Here is a 21626-nt window from a genome sequence, read left to right on the forward strand (position 1 = left end):
CTACGCTTTTGGGAGAACGTTTCATGCGCAATCCTTCACTCTTGCAGCATTCCTCGCTGCACCACCCCCGTTTCGACTCTGGCAAGCCCATCACCGAGGCACCCACTGGCTGGAACTCAAGTCAGCGCGTGCGCCCCGGCGTGCAGCGCCTGCTCGATGCCTTCCGCCAGCGGGGCTACCAATGCGCCCCGTTGGACCCACTGGGGCATGCTCCCGTCGCGGACGAGGTGCTGCTGACACCGCAACGTTTCGGGTTGTCGCCGACCGAGGCGGTCACGGAGGATGGTTCTCCTCTGTTGGGCGTGAAAACGGTGCAGGAACTGACAACCACGCTGCGAGCGATCTATTGCGGCAATCTGACGCTGGATGCGAGCGCGGTCCGTGATGAGGCACGGCTGGCCTGGCTGCATGCCGAGATGGAGGCACCAGTCTCCGTGGATGCACTGCCAGCCGCCATGACCGGCACGGGGCTGCTGGCGCGGCTGGTGCACGTGCAGACGTGGGAACACCACGTGGCGCGACGCTTCCCCCACGCCAAGCGCTTTTCGCTGGAGGGCTGCGAAGCGCTGCTGCCGCTGCTGGACGTGCTGGTCGAACAGGCGGGTGCCCATGGCGTGAGCAAATTGGTGTTGGGCATGCCGCACCGCGGGCGCATCAATGTCCTCGTCAATCTCATGGGACGACCAGCCCTGGATTTGCTGACTTACTTCGACGCCAAGTACCCCCATCCCGAACAGCACAAGGATCTGCCTTACCACCTGGGAGCCCGGCACCGGGTCAGCACACGCCACGGCGACATCGACCTGGAACTGGCCGCCAACCCATCGCACCTGCAGAGCGTGCAGCCAGTGGTGGTTGGCATGGCGCGCGCCAGCCAGGACCGTGGCGCCAGCCACGCACCCGAGCAAACCCTGCCGGTGGTGATGCACGGCGACGCGGCGCTGGCAGGGCAGGGCGTCGTGATGGAGTCGCTGGTGATGGGCCGAAAACACGGTTACAGCGTGGGCGGGACTGTGCACATCGTGATCAACAACCAGGTCGGTTTCACCGAACTGAATGTCATGGACGCGGAGCAACCCCGCTACGCCACCGATGTGTCGCGCCTCATCGATGCGCCCGTGCTGCGCGTGAGCGCGGACGCCCCGGAACAGGTGCAACGAGCGGCCGAGATCGCGTTGGCCTACCGGACACGCTTTGGCAGCGATGTTTTCATTGACTTGATAGGCTACCGCCGCCATGGACATTCCGAGCATGATGTGCCGACCCTGACGGCCCCGACGCGTCAGGCCCGCATTGATCAGCTCTCGACCGTGGTGGAGCGCTACGCCGCGCAGCTCTGTGACGCGGGACGGGCGAGCGAGTTGGACTTGATGCGCGTGGTCGCGCACAGCCGCGAACAAGCGATTGCAGCCTTCGATCGCCCACCCGCCGAAGCGCCCGCCCTGGGAATGCCCTTCGCGGCGATGCCCGACCTCCCATTGCCTGAACTCGCCCAATTGCAAGGCATCGTCTCCACCTTGACGCAATTGCCCGACGGTTTCCAGCCGCACGCCATGGTGCAGGGCCTGATCAAGGATTGGCGAACCATGTCCGCCCAGGCAGATGCCCGGTGCGATTGGCGTTTTGCCGAGAACATGGCTTACGCTACGTTGCTGCAGGCCGGGATCGGCGTGCGGGTGTCCGGCATGGATGTGCGCCGGGGCACCTTCATGCATCGCTTTGCGGTCTGGCATGGCCAACAGACGGATGGTCGGGGACCGGCGATGATCCAGCCGCTGGACCGTCTGCGCAACGGTCAGGCACGCTTTGAGATCTACAACTCGCAGCTCTCCGAGGAAGCGGTTGTGGGCTTTGAGTACGGCTACAGCCTGGACGCATCAAACCGCCTCGCGATCTGGGAGGCGCAGTTCGGTGACTTCGTCAACGGAGCCCAGGTTTACATTGACCATTACATCGCCGCAGGCGAGGCGAAGTGGGGTTGTGCGTCGGGTTTGACCCTGTTGCTGCCCCATGGTTATGAAGGGGTAGGGCCCGAACACTCCAGCGGGTTCCTGGGGCGCTTCCTGCAACTGTGCGCTCAGGACAATCTTCAGGTGGCCATGCCGTCCACCGCGGCGCAGTGGTTCCATCTGCTGCGCCGTCAGGCCTGCCTGCAGCCGCGCAGGCCGCTGGTGGTGATGAGCCCCAAGGGCAAGCTCTATGAAGAAGCCGATTCGCACACACCGTTGCAGCAGATGCTGGACGGCCATTTCGAGCCGGTGTTGGACGACCCGTTCACACAATCAGCGGCCCAGGTAGAGCGTGTCGTGCTGTCCAGCGGCAAGCTTCATTACGACTTGGCACGAGGGAGGCATGCTGCCTCCGCTCAAGGCATCGCGCTGCTGCGGCTGGAGCAGCTTTACCCATTCCCACAGGCAGACTTGCAGCGCCTGCTCAAGCGCTACAGCGGATTGCGGGAACTGGTGTGGGCGCAGGAGGAGGAACTGAACCAGGGCGCCTGGCCCTTCATCCGCGACGAGCTTGCAGCCGCGTGCCCAACTGGCGTGCCCCTGCGCTGTGCTGCCAGACCGGGCACTGCAGCGGGCCCCACGGTGTCTCAGGCTATCCATCAAACGGAACAGCAGCTGTTGGTGATGCGGGCCTTGGGCTTGCCGTCGCAGCCCTAGAGTTCCGCGTTTGGCCACGACGACGGATGGTCTGCCAGCCTGAAAGGTATGCGGCTGTCGGGTCGTCGTGGCGCGCAGGTGGCGGTGTCAAAGACTTGGCCAGTTTGAAACTAGCCCCGTGGCATTAACTTTACATAATACACAGACGGCGGATCAGCCAAAGTGCTGAGGCCCGTGTTTGCTTGCGATTCCTGGGGGAGGGCGGATAAAACGCCGGTGACGCCCAGGGCCAGTATTGCGACCCGCCCGTTATGGCCTAGGCGGGCAAGCGAAGCCCGCCAGGCAGAGCGGGCTTTCTCCGTTTTAGATCGTTCTGCGGCCTGGTCGGCTAACACCTCAAACGGGTCAATGCCAAGAGCATCAGCGACACCGACAGAAACTTCCTCATCGAGTGTTGCCGTCACGCTGGAGCGGTATTTGCTCACGGCAGAGCGTGTGATGCCAAGTTCCTGGGCGGCCTTGTAGTCCGATTCCCAGCCGCGCGCAGCCTTGGCGCGATCGATCCAGTCGATAGCCTTCATGTCCAGTCCTTTTTCCAGTGTCCAGTTGGAGCGGTGAGCATAATTCAACGTGGAGGCGACAGCAACGGTGAATTGACGTTGACATGTTGAGTTGATTTCAACTAAATTCCACCTCGCCCCGGGCCCCGAAGCCACCAATCCGGCCGAGTCCGCACGACCCAGTGTCCAGCCCGGGGCCTCCTGCTGAAAAAGCGGGATGGCGGTCCGGCCGGTGGAGGACACCATGGACACTGCCCGCAAAAAGCCCGCCGCGCCCCCGCCGCGGGCAGCGCAATCGCCAGGCGCAAGCCCTCAAGGCGATCACCCGTCAGACATTGGCCGTCTGATCTATGAGGCCCACAAAAAGGCGATGCGCGCAGCCATGGCTCGCGCTGCCTTGAGGTCGTGGGACGAACTTCCAGCCTCCATCCGCGCCTCGTGGGAGTGCGTTGAGCGTCGGTCCTGGCACGAGGCAGAGCGGCTGGCGTACCTCACCAAGTTGAATCCAGCGCGGGCCGTGCAGACAGGCGGTGCGAAATGAGCCGCCACCAGCAAACTGCCCGCAAGGGCATCAATCCGGGCACGCCCCCGGCTTCGCCCAATCAGGGCGATCACCCGCGCGACCGCCGCGCGATCAAGCGCGAGATCTGCACCACGATCAACCGTCTCAAGGCCTCCGGCATGCCGCCCGGCTGGGATAAATGGGATGCCGTCAAGACGGCGGCATTCAAAGAGGCGTGCAAGCGCTGCAACAGCCACAACCGCTTCGATGACCTGGTCGCCCAGGCCCGCATCGTGGCCCAGGCCTACGACTTGGACCCGACCAAGGCCGTGCCGTCGGGGGAGGTGCAATGAGCGTGCTTCCCAACAACGCCCTTTCTTTTGCAGGCAGTCTGCCAGCAGCACGGCGCCATGTGAATGCGGAGCGCCGTTCCAAAGTGAAGGTTCGTAAAAAGCGGACCCTGAGCCCGAAGGGTGCGCGGGTGGTGAGCCGAGCATTCTTGGGCCTGCCGGAAGCCCGCTACTACCTCGGCTGCAACGGGCACATGCACGTCTTCCGGCGCATCGGATACCGATCCGATGGGTACCTCGAGGACCGCTTGATCGTCGCCCTCGCGGGCATTGCCAGTGGCAAGGGGGGCGAGCGATGACCGACGTTATCAAAGTCAAGACGGGCGCGCTGCTCATCAGCCCGCTTAAAGAGGGTGACGGCGTGCTGCTCACCGTGCGCGGCAAGGCCCAGGGCCAGGCCGAGCCGGGCAGCATGACGGTGCACGTGGACATGCCGCACCTCGGCTTGCTGTTGGCCTCGCTGGAGGCCGCCGCCGAACAGGCGGGGGCGCTGCAAACCTCGACCGACTCGCTGGCTGCGGTTGGCCTCAGTGTCGTGCCCATGGTGCGGGAAGGCGGTCCGCGATGAACAGCATCCAAGCAGAAGCCGGGCAGGTCATCGTCGGATGGTTGCCAGACATGGAAACCGTCACGCTAGGCGTCGTCATGGTGCCGGGCTTTGCCGCACCCAAGGTCGCCGCCGTGGAGCTCAAGCCCGACCAACTGAGCGCCGTCATCTTTGCGTTGGAAATGGCCGCGGAGGACGCCCGGTTTGCCAAGGAACGGAAAGCCGCAGCAGCGCGGGAAAGCGCCGCCCAGGGGGCACCTGTCATCTGTCGCGGCGATGCCTTGTGCACTGTCCCTGCGGCATGCATCACGCCCCTGGCGTGCGACCGCACAGCGTAGGAGGCTCACATGCAAAAACGCTATGTGATTTGGTCGCGCGGCATGTGGGTGGCCTCCCTCGATCGCCAGGGAGACCCCCTCATGACCCCGCGCCGCGCCCGCGCGCTCGTCTACACGCGCTCCACCGCTGCCAGGAAGCTGGAGGCGCTGTCCCAAAACTTCCCCGCCCTCGTGTTCGGGCTGGAGGAGGCACCCGTGTCCCACCTCAAGAGGAAAGCGCTGGCATGAACTCCGCAAGATTCTCCCTCGACATGGACGCTATCACCCGCGAGGCCGCGCAACATAAGCGCACCTGGCTGCTGGAATTCGCCTGCGACGGCGCCACATTCCGAACCCGCATGCGCGCCGTCACGGAAAAGCTGGCCATCGAATTGGCCCGGGATGATCTGGCGCTGCATGCTGAACTGTTCGACGCCGACCGCGCGCGCTTGGTGGTATGCGTGGAAGTCGCATGAGTCGCGCCATCACCTACGCCCTGGCCCTCGTCGTGACTGCCACCGCCCTGGCCATGGCCGTGGCCAGCGCCTGGGGCCGTGCTGATGCCTGGGTGGACCGGCTCACGCTGGCTGCGCTCAGTGCCTGCATCGTGCTGGCTGTCCACCTATTGCCTGCGCTCGGTGCCGGCGTCAAAGGCTGGGGCCGCGCTGCCGTCGTCATCGTCTGGCCTCTGTGTCTGCTGGCCGCGATGGTGGCGCATGCAGGATTCTTTCTCAATGCCTGGGCAGCCTCGGCCCAAGCTCAGGCCGCGCCCGTGCAGCAGCGCCAGGCCGAAGCGCGCGCCGCCCAGCGCCAAGCCCTGGAAACAGCGCTCGCCGGCATCCGCGCGCGCAGCGTCACCACGGTGGCCGCGCAGCTGGCTACTGCTCGCGCCGCCGCCGATCAGGGCCAGGCCTGGGCCACGCCTGCGCGCGTCGAACGCCTGCAGATCGAGCTGGCAGAAGCTCAGCGCGCCGCGCGTCTGCGTGATGACCTGGTGGCCCTGGCCGGCGCGGTCAGCGAGGCAGCAGGCGATGGTGCCGCGGCTCTGGCCAGCGACCCGGTGACGCGCTCCTTCATGGCTGTCACGGGCGCCAGCGCCGCCGCCGTGCAGCTCGCCGTCAACGGCCTCCTGGCCGTGCTGGTGGAGGTCCTGGGCTGCCTGCTGTGGTGGCTGGCCTTGGCCGCGCCGCGAGAGGCGCGCGCGCGGATAGACCGAGTCGCCCGGATGCCGACACCGGCCGACAACGGCGCGGACCAGGAAAACCCAGCGCCGGTGTCAGTGCCCGACGCCGCCGCCGACCTGGACGTGACAGCCTCCGAGCTGGAGCAAGTGCGTCGGTCGATAACGGCGGGTGCACGCCCGCCCACTGAAACCTTCATACGCGATTTGCTTCGATGTTCGCCGGAGAAAGCCCGCGTCATCCGCCGCCAGTTGCAGGACGCCGCCCGCGCAAGTCCGGAGATCCACGTGGCCCCGGCGAGCGCAGGCGCACCAATGGGGTTTGTGGGATGAACGGTTCTGCCGACTACACACCCAAGTGCATCCCCGTGTCCTGGACGAGCTGCGGCTCGTACTGGCTGGCCTATCACCACGGTTGGACTGACGCCCGCTTCTACGACGTGGTGGAGATCCCGCATGACGGTCGGCCGCAAAGCGCGTTTGCGGGCTACCTTGCCACGGTGGGCGACTTCGGGGACTTGGTGCGAATTTCTCACCGGCCCTATGTCCAGATCGGCCGGCTGGAGCTGGACTGATGCCGAGCTATCGACTCCCATCTAGCATCGGCCACATACGCGGCACGGGCCTTCCGGACGGCGCCTCGCTGATCGCCGCGCTGTTCGTGCGCCGCGACAGCATCTACAAGACGCTGCCCGGCGTCGAGGCTTTCGACATCGAGCGCGACGCGCGCACATATGACGGCCCGTATCCGGTCGTGGCGCATCCGCCATGCCGCAGCTGGGGTGCGTTAAGGCATTTCAGTCAGCCTCGCGCTGATGAGCGCAACCTGGCGCGCTTAGCCGCGGCCTTGGTTCGCGAGTTCGGTGGCGTACTGGAGCACCCCGCAAATTCAGGTCTTTGGCGTGCGCAGAACCTGCCTAGACCCGGCGAGGCCTGCGATGGCTACGGCGGCTGGACGCTGCCAATCCAACAGTGGCAGTGGGGCCACAAGGCCGCTAAGGCGACTTGGCTTTACATCGTTGGCTGCGCACCAGGCGACATTCCCGACATGCCACCGTTTCGCATGGGTGAGCCGGAGTTTGTCGTTGCCAGTAGCAAAAAGACCCGTCCGGAAATCACCAAGGCCGAACGTGAGCATACCCCCCCCGCGCTTGCAAGCTGGCTGGTAGAGCTGGCGCGCCGATGCGCGCTAAATCAACAGGATCGGCGGCAGGGAGGGATGCTGGCATGACTGAAATCACCCGCCCAGCCTTGCGCTATCACGGCGCAAAGTTCCGCCTTGCGCCATGGCTATTGCAGTTCATGCCGACGCATCGCCGCTACGTCGAATCCTTCGGTGGTGCAGCTGGCGTGCTTATCCGAAAGCCGCGCAGCCATGCGGAGGTCTATAACGATCTCGATGGTGAAGTCGCCAGCTTTTTCCGCATACTGCGCAACCCTGAGACGCGCGCTCAACTTATTGAGGCTGTGGCGCTCACTCCGTACTCTCGCGCAGAGTTCGATGCCGCATATCTGCCCGCGGATGAGCCTATCGAACAAGCCCGACGCCTGGCCGTTCGCGCCATGATGGGATTTGGCAGTGCCGGCGCAACCAAGGGTGTGACAGGCTTTCGCAGCGATACCGCTCGAAACGGCAATATTTCAGCTCACATCTGGGCGCAATACCCGGACAACCTCGCGGCCGTGGGTCTGCGTTTCGAGGGTGTGCTTATTGAGAACAGGGACGCGATCTCTGTCATGCAGGGGCACGATTGCCCACAAACGCTCCACCTGGTGGACCCTCCTTATGTGATAGGTGAGCGGTCCATGCGCGCATCCAGCCGCTACTACCGCCACGAAATGACTGATGCGCAGCATTCCGAGCTGTTGCGCGTGGTTCAGCATCTGCAGGGCAGGGTAATGGTCTGCGGCTATGACAGCGAGCTGTACTCCGACACGCTCACAGCCGCGCGCGGTTGGTCCCGGCGAGTACGCCAGGTCGCGGCCAGCGGACCGCGCGGCTCTGTCGAACGCACGGAATGCGTCTGGCTTTCTCCTGCCCTGATGGCTGCGCTCAATGCGGGCACCACGACCGCGCCGCAGCTCGAACTGCTGGAGATCGCATGACCTGCAGATCCGGCGACATGGCCTTGTGTGAGGCAGAGACTGTAGTTTCGTGCTCGCTGCCGCGTGAGCTGCTGCGCCCCCTGGTGCTGATCCAGTTCGAGGCCACTGCGGCCCCTGTGACCCTCTGCGGGTGGGTTTGAAACCTCCCTCCTTGCATGGCCACAAGTCGCCCCGGCAACCGCCCCATACCCCCCGGCAACCCACGCGCCGCGCCTGATGGTCCGTATCGGCCCGCTGCAGGCTCGGTACGCGGCCCCGCGCCGCGTCCTACACGGGTAAATCCACCCCGGTTCCTCATCCTTGAGGGCACGGATGGTTCGGTGAAAAACACGCCCAATGAGTTGGACGTGCTGCTCAACGTCCTGCGTGATCCGCTGGCGACGCAATGCTTCATCGCCATTCGCTCCATGTGCGATCTGTTCGGCACAGGGGAGTACCTGGGCAGCTACGCCCAGCTCATGCACCTATGTACCCCGCCCAAGCCGGAGCGCGGCCCAAGCCGCAAAGGCCCGACGCGTGAAGTGCTGCGTGGCGTCCTCGATGACCTGGAAGCGTATGGCCTGATCGCGCGCGACAAGAGCGCCAACTTCAACCATGGGCAGCTCCGAATCTATCTCGCAGTGCGGAAAAAATCGAATAGCAAACCGGTAGTTAAAAAGTCGCGCCCGATTTAAAACTCCCCCGGAAAATCCCCAAGCCGTTTTCACTCACAAAACGGCCGAAACTGGCCCGAAAACAGGCCATGGGTATTAAGTATTAAGAGAGTATCTATCTACGCGCGCGTAGGCGGCGGTTTTCAACCGCCTTATCCACCGTTTTATTCACACAAGGCCCCCGCAAGCGGGGGCAATGACAGTGCCCCCGGCGGCCCGCTGGCGCACTCCCGCAAGCGGCTGAGGCCGCTTGTCGTCCGTGCTTGGCGGGCCGTGAACAGCCGCCTGCTAGGGACGCGAGGGAATTTTTTGGCGCTACACCACCGGAGCCGCGACATGCGCGGGGGTCTGCGGAGCGTCTACGCGGCGTTTGAGCCGTTTTTTCGGCTTGGCCTAGGCCCTGAGTCGTTCGGCCATGAAAAAAACGCGCCTAGCGCGTTTTAATCATTCGGGGTTTGGGGCCGTTGTTGCGTTGGCCAGCGTCCGGCGGCAGCCGGGTATTTCAGCGCTATGTTTCCGCGCCGCCCGGCCGCGACTCCTGTTCGGCCGCAGCCAGGCGCTGGCGCGAGATGTCGGCGTAGGCCGCCTCGCGCTCGATGCCGATGAAGCGGCGCCCCGATTGCAGCGCCGCCACACCCGTGGAACCGCTGCCCGCGAACGGGTCCAGCACCAGGCCGCCCGGCGGCACGGGACGCACCAGCTCACGCATCAGCGCGGTGGGCTTGCCCGTCAGATGGTGCTTGTCGTCGCGCCGCACCGTGGCCTGGATGCAGCCGTCGAAAGGGCCGTCGTGGGTCAGCATGGATGCGGCGCCTTTGGTGCCCCAGACCACGTATTCGCACTGGTGCCTGAAGTAGCCCTTGTGCGGTGCACGTGCTCCACGCCCCTTGTCCCACACCGTCAGGCCGCGCCAGAACACGCCGCCGGCCTGCACGGCGTCCGTCATGACTGGCAGCTGTCGCCAGTCCGTGAATGACATGAAGTAGCCGCCGGGCTTGAGCACGCGCAGGCATTCGGCGATCCACAGCGCGCACCAGGTCAGATAGCTGCGTTGGTCTCGTGAGTCACCCGAGAAATCCGGGTAGCGTCCGCGCTGCTGATGCTGCGTGTATTTGGCATCGGGGCTCTTGCCCTTGTCGTCACGGGAGAATCCACCACTGCTGTAGGGCGGGTCGGTAATCACGGCGTCCACGCTGGCGCCAGGCATGGCGAGTAGTTCGGGCAGCGCTTCGCCCTCGATCATTTGCCAGGGTTTCACGCGCAACGCCCCCCTCGATGCGACCGTGCAACCTCGATGGCATGGGCTGCGGCCTGCTGCCGCGCCGCCCGCTTGCGATCGATCAAAGTGCTGGAGGGGATGAGAACGCCCGGTGCCGGCTTGGCTGGGGGAGTCAGCGCGAAGGCTGCGTGGCAGTCCATGCGCCAGGAAAAGCCGCATGCCGAGTTCCGGCACTGGACATAGGCACGCGTAACTGTGGCGCTCACGCGCAGGGAAGAGCGCGTCTTGGTGTTCTGAGAATTGCAATGCGGGCAGTGGAAACGCAAGGCCTGATTCCTTTATCATGCCGACCGTCCGCAGCTCGTAATTATGCCGTAGGCCGGCCGCTAATCCGTTTCCAGCTCGACCTGAGTTGTCCAGCCGGCGCTGGCCGCCAGCTCGTGCGTCACACGCGCCGCGCGCCAGGCGTGCGCGTCGATCTCCGCCTTGAAGCCGCGCACCGTCACGGGCGCCTGTGGTGTCAGCAGCGGCTGGCCTTCGGCCAGGTTCAGGCTCAGCGTGGCTTTGCCGCGCTGCAGCCGCTCCCACTCCGCGTTCGCGGCCGCCTGCGCTTCCGCCTGGTTCGCGTAAGTAGGCAGCAGCCGTTTCACGTTCTGGCCGTTGTTTTCGGGCGGATCGCTGCCCGCCAGTTCACTCTTGCGCCGCGCCGCGCGCGAGTCCTGCCAGTACGCCCGCACCCCGCGCCACGTCTCCCGGTCCGCCACCTGGTACCGGTGCGTGCTGCCGTCGCTGCGTGCGATCGTCACGCCCTCCAACTGCTGCCCCTGGCTGTTCTGCCCCGATGTCACCGGCAGCAACAACAGCCTGCCGTGCTTGACGGTGGCCACCGCGTCGTGCAGCTTACCCAGTCGCGTCAGGAATGCCAGGTCGCTTTCTTCGGCCTGGTCCAGGTGCGCCACCGCACGACTGGCGAGCACGGCGGCAATGCGCGGCGCCAGGTTGTTGCGCCCGGCCAGCGTCTCGATGATCTGCCCCAGTGTCGTCGCGTGCCAGGCCTGGCTGCGGCGTTGCTTCATCGTCTGCACGTCCGCGCTGCGTGCGCGGATCGTCAGCAGATCCGGCGGGCCGCCGTGCTCTGCCTCGTCAACCACAAACGTACCTTTGCCCTGCAGGGGCTCGCCGTCCCAGCCCATGGCCAGCGTCAGTATCACGCCGCGCCGCGGGAAGGCCAAGGCGCCGTCGTGGTCGCTCAGCACCAAATCCAGCTGATCGGCTGTGCCGGCGCGCTCCTCTGTCAGCGCCAAGCGCTGCAATCGCGCATCGAATTGCGGACTGATCGTCTGGCCGTCGATCGTGAGCCGGTACGCCGGCATGCGCGCCGGTTGCGCGTACATCGGAAAAGAGGGTAGGGCGTCCGCCATTGCTCACCTGATCGGTGTCACTGCGCCGGAATCGTGATGCCCAGTGGCAACGTGTTGCGGGTGCCGTCCACGCGCCTGAGCGCGATGCTGAACTCGATACGCGACGGCTGCCCCAGCTGATTGAAAACCGTCCCCGTCTGCCGCAGCTCGACAATGACGAAGCGCCCGTAGATTCGGCCCAGCCCGTCGACCAGCACGTAGCCCGCGCCCGTGTCCGCCATGAAGCGCAGCGAATCAAGAGCCAGTCGCTTACCGAAGCCAGGCAGGACCAGGCCCGTAAGCGTGATTGCCTCTTCGCCAGGCCCAAGGAACTGACTGGCCGCGCGAGCCCCGACGCGCTCGTTATTCGCGTGACGCCAGGCTATCTGGTGCTCCAGTTGCTGGAATGCCAGTGTCGGCAGGCTGAAAACGAACATGCCCAGGCACATCATCACCATCGCCGCCCCCCTCAATTAACGTCTGCCAGAGCGCTTCGCGTACGCGCCCCTTGCTGGTTCTGTAACCGCCGGATCTCGGAGGCGACGGCACGGCCCACGGCCGCCTCATCCATACCAGGGGAGGCGTGCACGTCGATCTTGATGCTGTCGCCCTCGCGCACCGTCGCCGCCGCTCCACCCGCGACCGCGGGGGCCATCAGCGGCCCGCCGGCTGTCGCCGTCAGCGGAGCCCCGCCACCCGTCGCCCAAGCCGAGGTGCCAGGCGTCGCCAGCGCACCGGTCGCACCAGGTGTCGCGCCGCCGCCCGTGTAGGTCGAGCCGTCCGTCTTGATGCCCAGAAACTTGCCCAGCCAGGCCGCAGCCTTCGCTACGTTGTTCAGGATCCAGTCGATCATCTTGCGGAACGGTTCCCAGGTGGCATAGAGAACGCCGCCCAAGGTGGCCACTGCGGTGATGATGGCGATCACCGGATTCCCCTTGGCCGCAAGGCCCAGGGCCTGGAGGAGGAACATCGCCACTTTCAGCGGCCCGGCCACGGCCGCGACCGTCAGTGACATGACGCCAAACGCTGTGGCCACCGCCACGATGCCGGCGACCACCCAGGCGGCCACCGCCACGATGCCCTCGTTTTCTTTGATCCAGCCCTGCGCCCGTTCCGCGGCGCCAGCCAGCCAGAGCGTGATTTCCTTGAGTTGCGGCGCCAGCACCTGGCCGATCGAGGCCGCCACGTTCGTGGCCGCTCCCTCGGCCGCTTCCATCACGTTTTTGAGCGTGCCCAGTTGCACGTTCACGCGCTGCTGCAGGCTCGCCTGCTGGCCCATCTTGCGCTGGATTTCCTCGTACCCGGCCGCGCCCTTGGCCATCAGAGTGTTCAGCACCTGGAGCGTTTCCGCGTCGTCGCCGAACATCGCCTTGATGATGCCAGTGCGCGCCACGTCGTCCTGGATCGTAGAGAGCTTTTCCAGCTGCTTGAACATCACGTCCAAGCCGCCGTGCTGCCCGTTGCCGTCCGTGAAATCCAGCGTGAACCCCGCGCGGCCATCCTGCAGCAGCGCGTTTGCCTTCGCCATCTTCTTGGCGTCCAGCCCGGCCTGGAACACCTTGCGGATCGCGTTGCCCGACGACTCGCCGGCCATGCCCGCCTGATCCATCATCACCAGCAGCGGCGCCAGCGCGTTTGCGCCTTCCACCCCCTCTTTGCGGATCATGCCCAGGACGGGGGACATCTTCGTGAACCCCTGCAGCATGTTGCCGCTGTCCACGCCGCTGTAGTAGGCGCGTTGGATGGTGTCCATCAGGCCCATCATGTCGCCCTCGGCCGTGCGCGTCGCGTCCTGCATCTTGGCCGCGAACTCGGCCGCTTCCGTCACCGGCATCTGCAGCTGTACGCCCAGGTACGCCGCACTCTCGCCCAGGCCGCCCAGAATCGATTTCGCGCTCATGCCCTGGCGGATAAGCATCGTCATCATGTTCTGGAAATCGGCCGTCGTGCCCGGCAGCGTGCCGCCCAGCTTGTCCGCCAGCGCCTGAATCTGCGCCAGCTCCTCGGGCGCGCTGCCGTCGGAGCGCATCATCGCGGCCTGCAACTGCGTGGCCGCGTCTTCCTGCTCGGCAAAGGCATTGATGGGGCCGCGCGCCAGGCGGCCGATGCCCACGCCCGTGGCCAGCGAGGCGGCGCCCGAGATGTTCAAGCCCTCGATGTGGCGCATGGCCTTGCCGTGCTGCTCGGTCAGCTTGCGCCATGAGGCCTGCCGCTGGGCCAGCTGCTGCGCGCGGCCGATCTGGCGCTGCATGGCCGCATTGGCCGCGTCAATGTCTCGCCGCAGCTGCCCCTGTGCCTGGCTGGCGTTCTTGACGCCCATGGCGTCGAGTCGCCGGCGCAAATCCAGCGCGCCGGCGCTGGCGCGGGAAAACGCTCCCTTGGCCTTGTCTACCGCCACCTGCGCTCGCGTGATCTGAGCGGTCGAGGCGCTGCCACTGTTGCGCAGCGCGTCGAGCCGTGATTGATAGAGTTTGACCTGCAGGCCGGCCTCGCGCACGGCCGTCTTGTGCTTTTCCACGCCGTCAAGCGCGGCCTGCTGCGCGTTCAGCCGGCGCAGTTCCTCGCGGGATTTCGTGATGGCGTCGGCCGCTTCGCGGCTGGCACGGTCGATGCCCTTGAGCGACCGACTGGCGCGGTCGGCCGCCTCCAGCAGGATGCGGATCTGAACGTCAGAGGACATGAAGCCCTCCGGCGCGCCACGCCCGCAAGGCAGGCGCCTGCGGACGCAACAGTGGTTTTACTTCCGGTAGGCGTCGGGGAACAACGCGGCCGTTTCTGCGGCATGCCTCTTTCGCATGCGCAGTTCGCGCCGCTGCCACATCCACGATTCCAGGGCGCTGCCGATGGAGGCCAGGGCACGGAATGTCCAGACAAGCGCAAAGGCCGCCAGCACCAGCGGCGGAATGCACAAGATCAGCAGGGACAGGGAGGCGGTCATTTCGGCTCATTATGAGGCTTTCTGCGCCTGCGTGCGCACACGGGCGCGCTCGCGCCAGGCGGCCAGGTCACCCAGCGACATGGGCAGCATCTCGGACAGCGGCCAATGCCACACCGTGGCCAGGTCGGCCATGTACTCCTCTACGCTCTCGGGGAGTGGGGCGTCTCCGTGCTCTTCCCGAGCAAAAAACCGGCCACGACCCCCGCCACCTTCACCATGTCCGCCGGGTCCAGCGCGGCCGCCTCGTACTCAGCCACCATCGGTGTGCTGATGCGCGGCAGAAGCTTGATGAGGGATTCCACGTCGCTTTGCATCAGCGCGCTGATCGTCAAGCCGCGCAGCTCGCCCGAATTCGGCTTGCGCAGCGTGATGGCTGCCACGTCGCCACCCTTGCGGGTGATCGGTGCGGCAAGCAGGATCTCGTTGGGGTTGGCGGCGGTCAAGGCCTGCGCGTCGTCCGCTGCCGATGCTGCGGAGGTTTCGAGGGCGATTTTTTTCATGGGTGGTTCCGGTTTAGCTTGCGAGAGTGAGGCGAAGCCTGTCACGGCCCTTTACAGGCCGATGGCACGGCGTACCTCGGCCGCGTAGTCAGTGCCGCCGATGATCTCGATGAAATTCACCATGTCGATTTCGATCACGGTTTCGCCTGAGATCGTCACCTTGTAGTAGCTGAGGCTGGCCGTCAGCTTCGTTTCCAGCTTTTCTCCGGCCGTGGCCGCGCCCGGGTCCAGCTCCTTGTAGAAGCCGCGCGTCACGATTTCCACCGGTAGTACCGCGCCAGTGGCGTCATCCTGCATCGCGCCAGCGAAGCGAAGCAGGGTGGCTGCCGTGTTCGTGTTGCCGAACTGGCGGAACAGCCGCGCATCCATTCCGGCCAGCGTGAATTGCAGCTCCAGCGCCTCCAGGGACATGGCCACATTCACGGCGCCAGGCATCCCGCCGGCGACGTATTCCTCGGTCTTGCGCGACAGCTTGGGCAGTGTGATTTCCGGTACCAGACCGGCGTAGCTCTCGCCGTCGATGAACAGGTTGAAATTCTTGAGTTTGCGGGGCAGTGCCATGGCGGCCTCTTCGGTTCGGGTTCAGGGGAGATGAAGCGCGTGACTTGCGCCGATCAGTTCGCCACGCGGGCGGCAAAATCGGAGAAATAGCGGTCAGTGATGCGCTGGCGCAGCGCCAGGTCCTCCAGTGGGGGAACCGGCGTGTAGTCGAAGTCGATTGCCAGCTTGCCCGCCTTGAGGCGATCGGTCGAGTTCACCTGTTCGTCATACCAGGCCGAAAAGCCCAGCAGATGGCCCGCCGTCACGAACTCGCGCCCCTTCGCGTTGATGGTTTCCAGAATGTCTTTGACGATGCTGGGGTGAAGGGTCTTGTCGGCGGCCCATTCCAAACCTTCTGCGATCGTGTCCGCGACGATGTGTCGCGCCCAGACGGCACTCTCAAAAATGAAATTCGGGTCATCGCTGCAGGTGCGGCTACCCCAGAACTTGTACCCGTTGCTGCGGATCAGTGTGGTGATGCCGGCCTCGTTCAACAGCCCCGCGTCCGTGGCGCTGCTCTGCAGATCCCAGTGGATCGGCTTGCTGATGCCTGTCACGCCGTTCACGGCCACGTTGCTGATGGTCTTGTGCCAACCCGTTTGCGTGTTGATCGCTGCGCGCAGGCCCAGCGCGTAGGCCGTCGCCGGTGCGTCCACGGTCGCGGCGCTTGCCGTGTCAAAACGCTGGAAATCCGGGTGGATCAGCATCAGTTCGCGGGCCGCGAAATTCTCGCGGTAGGCCACGGCTGCGGCCAAGGTCTGCGAGCCGCCTGTGCCGGCATACGCCATGCCCCGCAGCTTGCCGCCCAGCGTCGCCAGGGCCGTGGCCACGGCTTGCGAACTGTCCAGGCCGGGTGCGCCCAGGATGCGCGGGCGCACGCCCAGGGCGGCCTGGGCCGTCAGCAGCGCCTGCAGGCCCGTGCGCTGGCCCTCGGGCGTGACGGTGCCGATCACGTTCGCGGCCGTAGCGGCTGCGATCGCTTCCGCGTCCTCGCCTTCGCCCTCGGCCACGCGGACCACGACGCACAAGGGGCTTGCCTGGTTGCTGATCGCCTCCAGGCTGGCCGCCAGCGTGCCGGCCTCGCCGGCCTTACCGATCGCGTCGGCCACGCGGGTGAGCAGCACGGGGGTGTTCAGGGGGAAGGTCGTGGCGTCGGCATCGTCGGCCACGGCCGCCATGCCAATGACCGAGGCGCTGGCCGTGGCGATGGCGCGCGCGCCGCCGGTTTCCTCAAGGACGCGGATACCGTGGTGATAGCTGGTGAGGGACATGCGTGGGGCTCCTAAAGCGGTCCCTAAGCATCGCCCGCAGGCCGAATGGCAGACAAGTGGTTTGTTTTGTCGGGGGTCGCCCGACAAAAGTAATCGCAGGCCATATTGGACCAAGAGGCCCACCAGTCAAAACCGCCAGCACCGCTGGCTGTTCCCCCTCAAGCTGAAGCTGACACTGCAAATGCGCGAGGCATGGGCACCAGGCAGCTTGACGCATACCAGGAACACACTCACCCAAACGGAAGCGGCGCCTCCCGCGTGTTCGGTGCAGGCTCAGCCGTGGCTGACTACGCGAGTGGGTCCAACGCAAATCGCGGCGACCCGATGGGAACAGGTAATGGCCGCAAAGCCCAGGAAACGCGCGGCATGAACACAGCAGTTCACCCGCGCATCCACAGGTAGCTACTTGTGAATGCGCGGATGAAAGGGCGTGAACCGGGGTGTCGTTTCCATGCCAACGCGAGGCGCGCCGTGCTGCGTGTCTGCGACCGGGCCGCCAGTCGTGCTTGCCCCCTGGGGCACGTTCCGATTCGTCCCCGATTGACCAATTAAATCGACCGAGATGCCAATGCTTGATGGCCCGTGAAAATGCCCTTGCATCGTGTCCAGCTTGCGCGCGCCGAGGGCGATTGCATTTGCAGTGTCTGCATCAACGCCACCAGCAGCCATGCGCAAGAACATGCCCCAGTTGTTCGGCCCGAGCAAATTCGGCGCGCGGAACTTCGTGGCATCGCCGCCGGGGTCGGCGACGAACCAGTAGGAGCCCAGACCGTCATTGAATTCAGTCTGGCTCTTGACCAGGCCGCGCCATTGCGCCCATCCCCACAGTTCGGGATGGTCCGCTTTGTTGAAGATGCCGCCGATCGCATCGATTTCATGAGCACGCGGCAGAGCATCAACACCGTAAATCGGCTCGCCGCAGTAGGGGCTAGCGTAGCCCGTGAAGTACGGACCGAAGCTGGACCACTTCCACGCCTCTCCCGCCAGCTCGTCGATGATGATGGGGCCACTATTCGAGGCCAGGGCGCGCACCGTCGCAAGAGGAAGAAAGCGCACGCGCTGCGCCAGCGCGTTCGTCATGGTCGTTGAGAAATTGGCGTCGTTGCCCAGCGCCGTCGCCAGCTCTGCTAGCGTGTCCAGTGCGGCAGGGCTGCTGTTCACCAGCGCTGCAACTGCTGTCACCACGAAGGCCGTGGTGGCGATTTGGGCTGTGTTCGTTCCTGGCGCTGCCGTGGGCGCTGTAGGCAGACCTGTTAACGCCGCACTGGCGATCGGCGCCCTGAGATCGATTGCAGTGGAAAGAGCGGCCAAAAGAGGGGCCAAGGTTGCCGGCGTGACGGTGCGAAATGCGTCGATGCCGGCCTGCACCTCTGCAGCCGTCGCAAGCTCCGCAATGCCAGCTCGGGTCTCGGTGGCGGTTCGCGCGGATAGTCCTGCAGGCGTGATCGCCCGTGCGTTATCGATGCCTGCTTGAACTTCCGTAGCTGTCGCCAGCTCCAGCACGCCCGCTGTTGCGGTTGTCGCGGGCGGGTTCCAGAAACTCGTTTCATCGAACTCCAACACTCCCAGGTCCACGCTCGCGTCAAGAACGCGCAGATCCACGGCTAGCAGGGACTGAGCGTCAGCCACCTTGATCGTGATCGGGTCCGCCTGGCCATAGCTGCCGATCATCGTCCCGTCGTCCAGGTACAGGGCAAAGCTGCGCAACGTGTAGGCATCCACGCTGGCGTCAGTCATCGTCACGTGAATTGTGTCGTCACCTACAACACCACCGCCCACGGTGTTCAGACGCTTGATCTCGTCGCCCGGGTCGATAGGCTCGCCTGGCACGATCTCGACACTCGACAGGCCCGCTTGGGCCACCTTGCGTGGTGCCAGACCGTCGTTGCCGGCGTTGATGAGGGCCGCGATGCCCTCGGAGGTCAGTTTGAAGATGAAGGGCATAGGGTCAGGCCGGTGGACTGGACGCGGTGGCGTCCACGGTCAGGGAAAGGCGGCGGAATGTGGCGGGGCGGCCAACGGCGGCCAGGTGGGCAGTGCCGCGTGCACTCAAGGCCTGGGTGGCCGTGAAATGGCTGCGCAGCGGTTTCAACCGCTTGACCTCGCGGATCAGTTGCGCGTAGCGTGCCGCTGCGTCCTCCGCGTCCTCTGTGCCGACGCTCAGGATGATTTCAAAGGTATGCGGCACGCCTTTGGGTGTTTTCTGCCACCATTCCACGATCGTGATTGCGCCACCGAAGGCGCGCACGATTCCGCGCACGGCGCTGGCGCGGCCCTTGAATCGGTTGGTTGTTAGCGCCGAGCTTGTGACCGAGCGTTTTATCGAGACCGGCCAGTTCTCGTCCCAGGTCTCCGCGCCCAGCGACCAGGCCAGCAGGGGCAGCAGCGCCACGGGGCAGGTGCTGGGGTTCCAGAGATCCCGGTGTGGCTGTGGGATGCACGCCAGCTCCTCGGCGAACACCTGCACCACGGCGCGTTCCAGCGCCGTGGCGTTCGGCGGCAGCAGCTGCGCTGCCTCGCTGGCCGGGGTGGGAGACGTGGCCATGCTCAGGCCTCGCTTTCCTCGTCGGCCGCCGCCAGCGTGATGTTGATCGCGATGCAGCGAGGCGCCTGCTCTAGCGTCGTCGTCATGCTTGCGGCAGGTTCGGCTAGGTCCACCTCGACCACGCCGCTCTGCTGCAGGGCGTCATAGATCTTGCTCAGGCTCACGCGCGCGCCGATCCGGTGGACCTCGTCCGCCACGGCCTGGGCGTGCGCCTGCAACTGCGCCAACAGTCCGGCCGCGCCCGGACCACCGTCGTGATAGACCGTGGCCCGAATGGTGTAGTCCACCAGCTCGGCACTCTGTGTCATGACCTCGTCGGTCATTGCGCGCGCGTCATCATGACTCACGGCTGCCAGCACGGTGGCCAGAAGCTCCGGACCTGCCATTCCACTGTTGGAACGCGCCAGTACCGTCACCATGATGGTGCCTGGAGTCGGGCTGGAGGCCCGGGCATCGAGCACATCGCCATCCGCCCCCTTGGCGAAGCTCTCGTAAGCCGCAGCCGTGCCGATCTGACTCAGAACCCGGTTGCGCTCGCGGATGCGTAGCCGGTAAGGCTCATCTTTTTCCATCACAGCTAACGTGGGAGGGATGGCTTCGAGGTCAGCCGGCGTAATGACCAGGCGTGGCAAATTGAAGCGATCGCCGATTTGGTCCAGGTCAGCACCCTCCGCATAGGCCAGCATCACAGCCAGCGCGCTGTCATTGCGCGCCATGCGCTCATTCATGATTTCATAGGCCATGACCTGGAGCAGCTTGGTCAACGGCTCCGCATCGCTTTCAAGCGCGCCCGCGGCGGCAGGGTAGAGCGCAACCAAACGCGAGCGAATGCGGGTGTAATGCGTCTCGAAATCCAGCGTCTCCACCACAGTGGGCGGCGGCAGCTTGGAAACGTCTAGAGTCGTGCTCACGCGAAAAATCCTCCAAGCGCATCGATCGGCAGCGACGTGCTCACGTCCTGTCCATCGGCGTCATGGCCCTGCAGCTCCAGCACGGCCTGGCCGGCGCGCGGGCGCGTGAGCGTGATTCGCTCCACGGTCAGTTCGGGAAGCTCGCGCATCAGTGCATCCGCCGCGGCGGCGTAGAGGCGCAGCCGCGTTGCATCGTTGTCCGGCGCGTCGATCAGCTCGGGCCAGCGGCTGCCATAGCTGCGGCGCCCCAAACGTGAGCCGATCGGCGTAAGCAGCACGTCCAGCGCCGACTGCGCCAGCCGGGCCGCGCCCGTCAGCGCGCGGCCCGTGCGCGCATCCATACCGATGATTTGCGATGTGGCCATGGTGCTAGGCCTCCGCGTTCGGCGTCGGCGGGGCGGTAGGCGCGCCCGGCGACGTGGTGTTGTGAGGGTGCCGCACCAGGCTGACACCGGCCGCCTGGACATCTTCGGCCGCGACGACTTTCTTGGCGAACTCGGCGTCTTTGCTGACAGTCAGGCCGCCCTCGATCGCCACATCCCCCGTGAGCGTGATTCCGTCAGGTGCATCAACGCTGGCCTTGCCGCCTACGGGCAGGGTGACCTGCAGGGCGTGCGACTCTGCGTCATAGCTGAACAGCGCGCCATCGCCGTGCTGGACCAGCACACGGGACGCCTCGCTGGCCGGCGCGGGGGCATCGTCGCTGAACAGAGCCGGCAGGACCCGCCCCGCAGCAAGGTGGCCGCCAGGCGACAGCACGGTCACCTGTTCACCGAGACTGGGCGGGCTCCATACCCGCACGGCACCGGCGCGCGGCGTGTACCAGGGTAGCCAGTCCGTCAGCATGGGTGCTTCACCATCGGCTGCCAGATCGACACGCACGCGCGGGGGGGCCAAGACCAGCTCGGCGACTCGGCCATCACGCACGATGTTTTCCAGGCGGCGCGACAGATCGCTCAGCAGGGCGGCGAGTTCGGCTGCGTCCATCATCGGGCGGCCCTTCCATGCGCCAGTGCGTCCAGCACGAAATCACGCACCATGGCGCGGTCGGTGCTGGTCAGGCCCAGCAGCTCGCGCGCCGGGTAGCGCACCCCAGCCTGGCCGGGGGCGGGCGCGTCCAGCAGGCCCAGCTGGTGGATACGGGCAATCCGCGCGGCACGGCCAAGGAATCCGACGGTGGCGGCCGCAGCGTCGTTCGCGGCCTTCAGGTGCTGACGCTGGCGCAATTTCTCAAACATCGGTCCGCTTGCCTTGGCCCGGGCCCGCACACTGCGGCCCAGAGCGGCGCGCGCGGCGCTGGCCTTCTTGCGCGGCTCGAAAGGCGAGCCGTCCGGGTTCTGCTGGCGGCGGATACGCCGCGCCTGGCGGTCGGCCAGGGCTGTGGCAATGCGCCGCAACAGCCGGCGGCGCGCCGAGTCGGACAGCGTGGCCACCAGCGGTGCGGCCCAGGTGGCGAGTTCCTGCAGGGAGTCGTCCATGTG

29 protein-coding genes are annotated in these 21626 nt (G+C 65.6%); 12 read left to right on the forward strand and 17 right to left on the reverse strand.

The window, feature by feature from the left end; translation table 11 throughout:
* Positions 1 to 23: 23 nt before the first annotated feature.
* Positions 24 to 2666 carry a 2-oxoglutarate dehydrogenase E1 component gene (locus AZ34_RS10130; RefSeq protein ID WP_035607714.1) on the forward strand — a complete coding sequence of 881 codons (2643 nt, stop codon included), beginning with the start codon at positions 24 to 26 and terminating at the stop codon, positions 2664 to 2666.
* A 110-nt stretch (positions 2667 to 2776) separates the two neighbouring features.
* Here AZ34_RS10130 and AZ34_RS18315 read toward each other — a convergent pair whose 3' ends face one another.
* A complete protein-coding gene (locus tag AZ34_RS18315; RefSeq protein WP_155831777.1) occupies positions 2777 to 3412 on the reverse strand; it encodes a hypothetical protein in 636 nt (211 codons plus the stop codon).
* A 291-nt stretch (positions 3413 to 3703) separates the two neighbouring features.
* On the opposite strand from AZ34_RS18315, the gene AZ34_RS10145 reads away from it, so the two are divergent.
* The 11 genes from AZ34_RS10145 (at position 3704) to AZ34_RS10190 (ending at position 8842) form a co-directional block, all read left to right on the forward strand.
* Positions 3704 to 4021 carry a hypothetical protein gene (locus AZ34_RS10145; RefSeq protein ID WP_035607723.1) on the forward strand — a complete coding sequence of 106 codons (318 nt, stop codon included), beginning with the start codon at positions 3704 to 3706 and terminating at the stop codon, positions 4019 to 4021.
* Positions 4018 to 4317, forward strand: coding sequence for a hypothetical protein (locus tag AZ34_RS18320; protein WP_155831778.1), 300 nt, complete (start codon positions 4018 to 4020; stop codon positions 4315 to 4317). The genes AZ34_RS10145 and AZ34_RS18320 overlap by 4 nt, the downstream gene beginning before the upstream one ends.
* On the forward strand, positions 4314 to 4586 hold the full coding sequence (locus AZ34_RS10150) for a hypothetical protein (protein ID WP_035607726.1): 273 nt from the start codon (positions 4314 to 4316) through the stop codon (positions 4584 to 4586). Before AZ34_RS18320 ends, AZ34_RS10150 begins: the two co-directional genes overlap by 4 nt.
* Positions 4583 to 4903, forward strand: coding sequence for a hypothetical protein (locus AZ34_RS10155; RefSeq protein ID WP_035607729.1), 321 nt, complete (start codon positions 4583 to 4585; stop codon positions 4901 to 4903). Before AZ34_RS10150 ends, AZ34_RS10155 begins: the two co-directional genes overlap by 4 nt.
* A gap of 9 nt (positions 4904 to 4912) precedes the next feature.
* Positions 4913 to 5131 (forward strand): hypothetical protein, encoded by a 219-nt coding sequence (locus AZ34_RS10160; RefSeq protein ID WP_035607732.1) that lies wholly within the window; start codon positions 4913 to 4915, stop codon positions 5129 to 5131.
* Between the two features lie 23 nt (positions 5132 to 5154).
* Positions 5155 to 5358: a hypothetical protein gene (locus AZ34_RS10165; protein WP_035607735.1), complete on the forward strand. Its 204-nt coding sequence runs from the start codon at positions 5155 to 5157 to the stop codon at positions 5356 to 5358.
* Complete coding sequence (locus tag AZ34_RS10170) at positions 5355 to 6395, forward strand: hypothetical protein (RefSeq protein WP_035607737.1); 1041 nt, start codon at positions 5355 to 5357, stop codon at positions 6393 to 6395. Before AZ34_RS10165 ends, AZ34_RS10170 begins: the two co-directional genes overlap by 4 nt.
* Positions 6392 to 6637: a hypothetical protein gene (locus AZ34_RS10175; RefSeq protein ID WP_035607739.1), complete on the forward strand. Its 246-nt coding sequence runs from the start codon at positions 6392 to 6394 to the stop codon at positions 6635 to 6637. Before AZ34_RS10170 ends, AZ34_RS10175 begins: the two co-directional genes overlap by 4 nt.
* The gene (locus AZ34_RS10180) at positions 6637 to 7293 is read left to right on the forward strand and encodes a hypothetical protein (RefSeq protein ID WP_231495504.1); all 657 of its coding nucleotides are present in this window, start codon (positions 6637 to 6639) and stop codon (positions 7291 to 7293) included. The genes AZ34_RS10175 and AZ34_RS10180 overlap by 1 nt, the downstream gene beginning before the upstream one ends.
* Positions 7290 to 8168: a DNA adenine methylase gene (locus AZ34_RS10185; protein WP_051509671.1), complete on the forward strand. Its 879-nt coding sequence runs from the start codon at positions 7290 to 7292 to the stop codon at positions 8166 to 8168. The genes AZ34_RS10180 and AZ34_RS10185 overlap by 4 nt, the downstream gene beginning before the upstream one ends.
* 347 nt (positions 8169 to 8515) lie before the next feature.
* Complete coding sequence (locus tag AZ34_RS10190; protein WP_155831779.1) at positions 8516 to 8842, forward strand: hypothetical protein; 327 nt, start codon at positions 8516 to 8518, stop codon at positions 8840 to 8842.
* 487 nt (positions 8843 to 9329) lie between these two features.
* Here the strand turns inward: AZ34_RS10190 and AZ34_RS10195 are convergent, their stop codons facing one another.
* The 16 genes from AZ34_RS10195 to AZ34_RS10260 all read right to left on the reverse strand — a co-directional run bounded on the left by AZ34_RS10195 (position 9330) and on the right by AZ34_RS10260 (position 21623).
* Positions 9330 to 10079, reverse strand: a complete 750-nt coding sequence (locus AZ34_RS10195; RefSeq protein WP_231495505.1) for a DNA-methyltransferase — start codon at positions 10077 to 10079, stop codon at positions 9330 to 9332.
* Positions 10076 to 10366: an ogr/Delta-like zinc finger family protein gene (locus AZ34_RS19025; protein WP_081767167.1), complete on the reverse strand. Its 291-nt coding sequence runs from the start codon at positions 10364 to 10366 to the stop codon at positions 10076 to 10078. The genes AZ34_RS10195 and AZ34_RS19025 overlap by 4 nt, the downstream gene beginning before the upstream one ends.
* 60 nt (positions 10367 to 10426) lie before the next feature.
* On the reverse strand, positions 10427 to 11434 hold the full coding sequence (locus tag AZ34_RS10200) for a contractile injection system protein, VgrG/Pvc8 family (RefSeq protein WP_035607746.1): 1008 nt from the start codon (positions 11432 to 11434) through the stop codon (positions 10427 to 10429).
* Positions 11435 to 11478: 44 nt separating this feature from the next.
* Positions 11479 to 11877, reverse strand: coding sequence for a phage tail protein (locus AZ34_RS10205; RefSeq protein WP_197026528.1), 399 nt, complete (start codon positions 11875 to 11877; stop codon positions 11479 to 11481).
* Between the two features lie 32 nt (positions 11878 to 11909).
* A complete protein-coding gene (locus AZ34_RS18905) occupies positions 11910 to 14120 on the reverse strand; it encodes a phage tail tape measure protein (RefSeq protein ID WP_051509672.1) in 2211 nt (736 codons plus the stop codon).
* A gap of 57 nt (positions 14121 to 14177) precedes the next feature.
* Positions 14178 to 14378: a hypothetical protein gene (locus tag AZ34_RS10215; RefSeq protein ID WP_035607747.1), complete on the reverse strand. Its 201-nt coding sequence runs from the start codon at positions 14376 to 14378 to the stop codon at positions 14178 to 14180.
* A 9-nt stretch (positions 14379 to 14387) separates the two neighbouring features.
* Positions 14388 to 14510 (reverse strand): GpE family phage tail protein, encoded by a 123-nt coding sequence (locus tag AZ34_RS17965; protein WP_081767168.1) that lies wholly within the window; start codon positions 14508 to 14510, stop codon positions 14388 to 14390.
* An 8-nt stretch (positions 14511 to 14518) separates the two neighbouring features.
* Positions 14519 to 14878 (reverse strand): phage tail assembly protein, encoded by a 360-nt coding sequence (locus AZ34_RS10220; RefSeq protein WP_051509673.1) that lies wholly within the window; start codon positions 14876 to 14878, stop codon positions 14519 to 14521.
* A gap of 51 nt (positions 14879 to 14929) precedes the next feature.
* Positions 14930 to 15439: a phage major tail tube protein gene (locus AZ34_RS10225; protein ID WP_035607748.1), complete on the reverse strand. Its 510-nt coding sequence runs from the start codon at positions 15437 to 15439 to the stop codon at positions 14930 to 14932.
* Between the two features lie 53 nt (positions 15440 to 15492).
* On the reverse strand, positions 15493 to 16689 hold the full coding sequence (locus tag AZ34_RS10230; RefSeq protein ID WP_035607750.1) for a phage tail sheath subtilisin-like domain-containing protein: 1197 nt from the start codon (positions 16687 to 16689) through the stop codon (positions 15493 to 15495).
* Between the two features lie 402 nt (positions 16690 to 17091).
* Complete coding sequence (locus AZ34_RS18700; RefSeq protein WP_051509674.1) at positions 17092 to 18633, reverse strand: hypothetical protein; 1542 nt, start codon at positions 18631 to 18633, stop codon at positions 17092 to 17094.
* A 4-nt stretch (positions 18634 to 18637) separates the two neighbouring features.
* A complete protein-coding gene (locus AZ34_RS10240) occupies positions 18638 to 19234 on the reverse strand; it encodes a phage tail protein I (protein WP_035607753.1) in 597 nt (198 codons plus the stop codon).
* A gap of 2 nt (positions 19235 to 19236) precedes the next feature.
* Positions 19237 to 20145 carry a baseplate assembly protein gene (locus AZ34_RS10245; RefSeq protein WP_035607757.1) on the reverse strand — a complete coding sequence of 303 codons (909 nt, stop codon included), beginning with the start codon at positions 20143 to 20145 and terminating at the stop codon, positions 19237 to 19239.
* Positions 20142 to 20510 carry a baseplate assembly protein gene (locus AZ34_RS10250; protein ID WP_197026529.1) on the reverse strand — a complete coding sequence of 123 codons (369 nt, stop codon included), beginning with the start codon at positions 20508 to 20510 and terminating at the stop codon, positions 20142 to 20144. The genes AZ34_RS10245 and AZ34_RS10250 overlap by 4 nt, the downstream gene beginning before the upstream one ends.
* A gap of 4 nt (positions 20511 to 20514) precedes the next feature.
* Positions 20515 to 21135, reverse strand: a complete 621-nt coding sequence (locus tag AZ34_RS10255; RefSeq protein WP_051509675.1) for a phage baseplate assembly protein V — start codon at positions 21133 to 21135, stop codon at positions 20515 to 20517.
* Entirely contained in the window at positions 21132 to 21623 is a 492-nt protein-coding gene (locus AZ34_RS10260; protein ID WP_035607759.1) for a phage virion morphogenesis protein, read from the reverse strand. Before AZ34_RS10260 ends, AZ34_RS10255 begins: the two co-directional genes overlap by 4 nt.
* Between the last annotated feature and the right edge of the window lie 3 nt (positions 21624 to 21626).

It is taken from the genome of Hylemonella gracilis str. Niagara R, from assembly GCF_000600295.1.
Classification (GTDB): domain Bacteria; phylum Pseudomonadota; class Gammaproteobacteria; order Burkholderiales; family Burkholderiaceae_C; genus Hylemonella; species Hylemonella gracilis_A.